This is a genomic window from Raoultella sp., assembly GCF_039594335.1.
GTDB lineage: Bacteria > Pseudomonadota > Gammaproteobacteria > Enterobacterales > Enterobacteriaceae > Klebsiella.
This window is the reverse complement of the sequence record NZ_JBCNNS010000207.1, coordinates 1-5,160: the sequence shown is the minus strand read 5'-3', so window position 1 is coordinate 5,160 and position 5,160 is coordinate 1. Positions and strand designations below refer to the sequence as shown.

At 58.6% G+C, this 5,160-nt stretch carries 6 protein-coding genes and 1 pseudogene; 2 read left to right on the top strand and 5 right to left on the bottom strand.

All coding sequences use genetic code 11. The annotated features are described in order from the left end of the window. Positions 1–182: 182 nt before the first annotated feature. Together ACZAHD_RS21440 and ACZAHD_RS21435 are read right to left on the bottom strand one after the other, a co-directional pair. On the bottom strand, positions 183–1,151 hold the full coding sequence (locus ACZAHD_RS21440) for an ABC transporter substrate-binding protein (RefSeq protein ID WP_462458546.1): 969 nt from the start codon (positions 1,149–1,151) through the stop codon (positions 183–185). Next, positions 1,148–1,852 carry an ABC transporter ATP-binding protein gene (locus tag ACZAHD_RS21435; RefSeq protein WP_462458547.1) on the bottom strand — a complete coding sequence of 235 codons (705 nt, stop codon included), beginning with the start codon at positions 1,850–1,852 and terminating at the stop codon, positions 1,148–1,150. Before ACZAHD_RS21435 ends, ACZAHD_RS21440 begins: the two co-directional genes overlap by 4 nt. Before the next feature lie 211 nt (positions 1,853–2,063). Here ACZAHD_RS21435 and ACZAHD_RS21430 point away from each other — a divergent pair, with 211 nt between their 5' ends. Together ACZAHD_RS21430 and ACZAHD_RS21425 are read left to right on the top strand one after the other, a co-directional pair. Next, positions 2,064–2,645 carry a flavin reductase family protein gene (locus ACZAHD_RS21430; RefSeq protein ID WP_462458545.1) on the top strand — a complete coding sequence of 194 codons (582 nt, stop codon included), beginning with the start codon at positions 2,064–2,066 and terminating at the stop codon, positions 2,643–2,645. A 228-nt stretch (positions 2,646–2,873) separates the two neighbouring features. Then, positions 2,874–3,392, top strand: coding sequence for a ClbS/DfsB family four-helix bundle protein (locus tag ACZAHD_RS21425; protein WP_462458544.1), 519 nt, complete (start codon positions 2,874–2,876; stop codon positions 3,390–3,392). Positions 3,393–3,570: 178 nt separating this feature from the next. On the opposite strand, the gene pptA is transcribed toward ACZAHD_RS21425, so the two are convergent. From pptA to ACZAHD_RS21410, 3 genes and pseudogenes are all read right to left on the bottom strand, one after another. After that, positions 3,571–3,798: a tautomerase PptA gene (gene pptA, locus ACZAHD_RS21420; protein WP_462458543.1), complete on the bottom strand. Its 228-nt coding sequence runs from the start codon at positions 3,796–3,798 to the stop codon at positions 3,571–3,573. A 67-nt stretch (positions 3,799–3,865) separates the two neighbouring features. Continuing rightward, positions 3,866–4,483: pseudogene (locus ACZAHD_RS21415) on the bottom strand (glutathione S-transferase family protein). 97 nt (positions 4,484–4,580) lie between these two features. Further along, the coding region (locus ACZAHD_RS21410; RefSeq protein ID WP_462458542.1) for a substrate-binding domain-containing protein at positions 4,581–5,160 on the bottom strand (580 nt) is incomplete at its 5' end.

The window sequence follows — 5,160 nt, the reverse complement described above, 5'->3', positions numbered from 1 at the left end:
CACCAGCACCAGCACCAGCAGCACCGTCAGAGTGACGCCGGAAATCAGTTTCTGTTTCACGGTATTTTCCTGGAAACGAACTTATCCGGCTCTCGAGGCGCTTAGCCAGACTACAGGTTCACAGCGATCTGTAATCCGGTAGCCCAGGGTAGGCGCCAGTCTCAACCCGGAAGAAGGTCGGTTTACTGCGCGAAAAGGGTATTGAAGCGGGAAAGTACCGTACTGCGTTCGCTGCTGCCATCGCTGGTGGTCGGCAGAATTTTCAGTTCATTAAGCAGCGGACGTTTAGCCGGGATATCGCTACGTGCGGGCATCAGCCAGGCGCCGGCGACCAGCGCCTGGCCTTCCGGCGACAGGACATAGTCAACGAAGGCTTTGGCATCGTCAGCATGCGCCGTGGTTTTAAGGATCATCATCGGCCGCGGGGCAATCACCGTGCCGCTGGCGGGGAAAATCACTTTCAGGGATTCCCCCTGGTCGATATTACCGTAAGAGACATAGTCCACCGCGCCGAACACCGCCGCTTTCGCCCCCTGCATCACCGGCGTCACCGCCTGAGCGTTCGGCCCGCTGACCACCATGCCGTTCTTTTTCAGTTCGTCGAACAATGCCCAGGCCTTGTCGCCCATGCCATTCTGCAACCCGATCAGCAAATCCAGCGATGCGCCGGAGAGCGCCGGATCTGGCGTCGTGACCTTATCTTTAAACGCCGCTTCGGTCAGGTCGCGCCACTCTTTCGGCTCCGGGGTGCCGCTTTTGCTGTTCCAGACGATCCCCAGTGCCGATATCCCCTGCGCAACGTAATCCGCAGATTTCAGGTTCGCCGGGACCTTATCGGCATTGGCGCTTTGATACGGCAGCAGCCAGCCGCGTTGATGCAAATCTTCCGCGGTATCCCAGGAGGCGGAGATCAGCACATCCGCCTGCGGATTGGCCTGCTCCGCGTCGAGACGCGCCATCACCTTACCGGTCGTGGCCTGGAAAATATTGACCTTCACCCCGGTTTTCTTTTCATAGCCGCTGGCGAGACTTTTCGCCAGCGAACCCGGCCCGGCGGTATATACGGTCAGCGCGTGGGCGCTGGAGATCATGGTGACAGACAACAACATCGCGAGCACAGCTCCTTTCTTAACGGTCATAGCGGTTTTCATGCGAGTTCCCCGGAGGATGAAGTGATGGTGCGAACGGCGGCAATACTGCCGGCAGATAAATGAACAATTCGGTCGGCCAGCAGTTCGGCTTCGCGGCGGTCGTGAGTGACATATACCGCGGTGATCCCCAGTTGACGCAGCAGACGGCTCATCTCGACACACAGCGATTCGCGCAGTTCGCTATCGAGGTTGGAGAGCGGTTCGTCAAACAACAGCACGCGAGGTTCGGCAACGATGGCGCGAGCCAGCGCGACGCGCTGCTGCTGACCGCCGGAAAGACCGGAGGGTTTACGATCGGCAAAGCCGTTGAGGCCAACCATCGCCAGCACGTCATTAACCCGCTGTTGTCGGGCATCGCGCGCCACGCCGCGCATCCGCAGAGGAAAGGCGACATTCTGCGCCGCCGTCATATGCGGCCACAGGGCGTAGTCCTGAAAAACCATGCCGATGTCACGCTGCTCCGGCGGCATGCCCCAACCAGGTTTCGCCACCAGACGCTCGCCAAAGCGTATTTCGCCACCGACCGGGACGCTGAGCCCCGCCAGCAGGCGCAGCAAGGTACTTTTGCCGCAGCCAGACGGCCCCAGCAGCGCCACAATGCTGCCAGCATCGATATGCAGGTCTATTTGATTGAGTACGATATGTGTGCCGAAGGCGAACGAAACGCCGTCGAGTTTGATGCCGGTAAGCGCGCGCATTATCACCCTCCTCGCCGGGAAAGCGTTGCTCCGCCCGCCATCAACAACTGACGGACCGCACTCACCTGTAATAACAACAGGAGAGCTAACATATTGTTATCCTCTTTGGGATTTAGTGATGCCGACTATAGGGAGCCTGTATGACGTATTGATTACATTTTCATTGCGGATTAACGTGTTGTCTGGCAACAGACCCATTTACCAAGGAACGCTTATGAGCCGTTTTCGCCACGTGGAACTCCAGTACGCCAGCCGCCTGCTCAATCATGGCCCGACCATTCTGATCACCAGCTACGATGCTGCTTCACAGCGCCGTAACGTCATGGCCGCCGCGTGGTCGATGCCGGTGGAGTTTGCGCCACCCCGGCTCGCCATTGTGGTGGACAAGAGTGCCTGGACAAGGGAAATCATTGAACGCAACGGCACTTTCGGCATCGTCGTCCCCGGTGTCGAAGCTGCCAGCTGGACCTATGCGGTCGGCAGCATCAGCGGACGCGATGAGGATAAATTTAACGCTTACGGCATTCCCGTTGTGCAGGGGCCGGCGCTGGGGCTACCGCTGATTGAAGAGAAGTGCCTGGCGTGGATGGAGTGCCGACTGTTGCCGCCAACCGCAGCTCAGGAGCAGTACGATACGCTGTTTGGCGAAGTGGTTTCTGCCGCCGCCGATGAGCGCGCCTTCGTCACCGGACGCTGGCAGTTCGACGATGATAAGCTCAATACGCTGCATCATCTCGGCACCGGCAACTTTGTCGCCAGCGGCCGCCACGTGCGGGCCAATACCCTGGAAGAGTAAATCCTATTCGCCGACGCAGGCAGGGTTTACCGGCCTGTCTGGATTGCTGACTGGATAGTGCGCTTCAGGTTAATGGCCCTGCGGCGCTTCGTATTGGTCTTTTTACTCGATGGCACACCTGACGGTCTGGCCCCCAGTGTGCTGGCGGAAAAAGCCGGCGTCACCCGGACAACCGTTCTTTGGCAGTATAGCGTATAGCCGAATCATTCTCTCGGGAAGGAACACACCATGAGCGTACCGCAAACCCAGGTGCAACTCCTGGAAGCCATCAATAAAAACTACGATAAATTAGCCGGTTATCTGACGCATATTCCCCCGGAGGTCGCGGTGGAAAAGACCCTCCCCGGTCATGCTCAGGGTAGCGAAATGAGCGTTCGCGATCTGGTCTGTTACCTTCTGGGATGGCAGGAGCTGGTTCTCAAATGGCTGGCTCACGACGAAGCGCAGCGGCCCATCGACTTCCCGGAAACCGGCTTTCAATGGAACCAGCTAGGGCTGCTGGCGCAAAAGTTTTACCTCGATTACCCCTCGCAGGACTACCCCACTCTGCTCACCTCTCTGCATCAGGCTAAAAGGCAGATTATCGCCCACATCGAAGCACGGGACGACGACTCGCTTTACGGCCGGCCGTGGTATCAGAAATGGACGCTGGGGCGGATGATTTCACTCAACACCTCGTCGCCTTATGCCAACGCCAGCGCCCGCCTGCGCAAGTGGGCAAAACAACAGAATGTCGTCTTGAAATAATGGCCCCCTCAGCGCCGCCAACCACGCCGGTCTTCGCCGGGGAAAACGGGCCGGTGATTGCCCGGGAAGTGATAACCGCCATTTGAAAACCCACTCCCGTGAGCACAGACCGCCAGGGGGACGGGCTGGCGGCAGGGAGCCCGGAGCGGTGCAAGCGCACCGCCTCCGGGGTTCGCGACTACATGCTGTAACCCGGCTTCTTAATCAACTGTTCCATCTGCGGGGCGATTTCGCTGTCCCAGACTTTTTGCCAGTCGCTTCGCTCAACCAGATTGAGGGCGACGCTCACCGCCCCATCCTTACTGTCCAGATGGCGGATCAGCACCTCGGTGATGTCGGCAGCCAATGCGCTTTTTTGTTCATCCGTCAGATCGCGGGGAAAACATTTAATATCAACATGGGGCATAGCAGGCTCCTTATTGTGAGATCGATAAACTAGCATAGCGGTAGCCCGTCGGTTTGCCTTTTTTGCTTTAAATTAACTCGTTGTTACGCAGTACCTGCTGCAGCTCCGGGCGCTGACAGACCTTGTCAGCCACCGCAACAAACTTCGGCGTATGTACGGCAAACCACTCCCGCCGCGGGCCCCAACGGCACATCGTGGCGATATAACAATCCAGCAGGGTTATCTCTGCCCCCAGCGCATAAGGCGCTGCCGCCAACTGCTGCTCCAGTCACAGGTACAGAGACTGACGATAGCGGAGGCAGTTTTCCCGCAGCTGTTCCGCCGCATTGGCGGCCCAGCGCTGCGGATAATCGGCATAGGTAAAGGTGGGATAAACATTCGCCACCAGCCAGATCAACAGACGCTGAAACTGATGGCGCTGCGGTGTGCCCGGCGCCGGCGCCAGATCCGGGCGGGTATCGAGGATCATCAGCGCGATAGCGGCGGATTCGGTGATCACGCTGCCGTCCGCCAGTCGCAAAGTGGGAACCTGACACAACGGGTTTATCTGCATCAGACTGTCGCGCTGCGGGCCCGGCTGGTCGAAGCCTGCCACGTTGACGAAATGATAAGGAATGTTGGCCAGGGTCAGCATCAACTCACTAATCGCCGATCCCCAGCCGGGAACGCCATAGACCGTAATCATTATCTGCCTCCACGATAAAGCTTAAGTTTAAGCAGAAAATCGGGCGGATATGCAGGAGGTTCCGCGCGATACGTTTTTTTCCATCGGCACGCAGTCGCTACGCCGATTCGCGCACCACCAGGTGAAAGCCGATATCAATAATCATATCGCCTTCGCCATGGCCTTCTATCCGATCGGCCAGCAGCGTTGCCGCCTGTTCACCGATGGCGTGGCGATCCACGCTGACTGTCGTCAACGCCGGACGATTGCTGGCGGCGAAATCAAGATCGCCGAAACCGATCACCGCCAGATCCTCAGGCACGCGCAGACCGCGGCTTTCAGCTTCCATGATCGCGCCTTGTGCCAGCGTGTCGGAACTACAAACGATGACATCGAACTCGCCGGAAGCCAGTAACTGCGCCAGTCCGCTGCGCCCCAGCGCCAGCGACGCCGGGAGCGGTACGGCAACCTGAGGCGCCACCGGGCAACCTTTTTTGTTCAGCACAGCGCACAGCCCCTGCTTACGCAGCGCCGCGCGGGAATCTCCCGCCCACAGTAATCCCGGGCGACAGTAGCCTTTTTGCCACAGAAATTCGCCGATGGTTTCACCCACCTTCTCGTGAGAAAACCCCACCAGCATATCCAGCGGCGTCGGAGTCAGATCCCAGATTTCCACTACCGGCGTGGCGGCATTAAGA

Bases quoted from the DNA above. Each gene is read 5' to 3' on its own strand.
- ACZAHD_RS21440 (WP_462458546.1), bottom strand. From the start codon at position 1,151: ATGAAAACCGCTATGACCGTTAAGAAAGGAGCTGTGCTCGCGATGTTG.
- ACZAHD_RS21430 (WP_462458545.1), top strand. From the start codon at position 2,064: ATGAGCCGTTTTCGCCACGTGGAACTCCAGTACGCCAGCCGCCTGCTC.
- ACZAHD_RS21425 (WP_462458544.1), top strand. From the start codon at position 2,874: ATGAGCGTACCGCAAACCCAGGTGCAACTCCTGGAAGCCATCAATAAA.
- pptA (WP_462458543.1), bottom strand. From the start codon at position 3,798: ATGCCCCATGTTGATATTAAATGTTTTCCCCGCGATCTGACGGATGAA.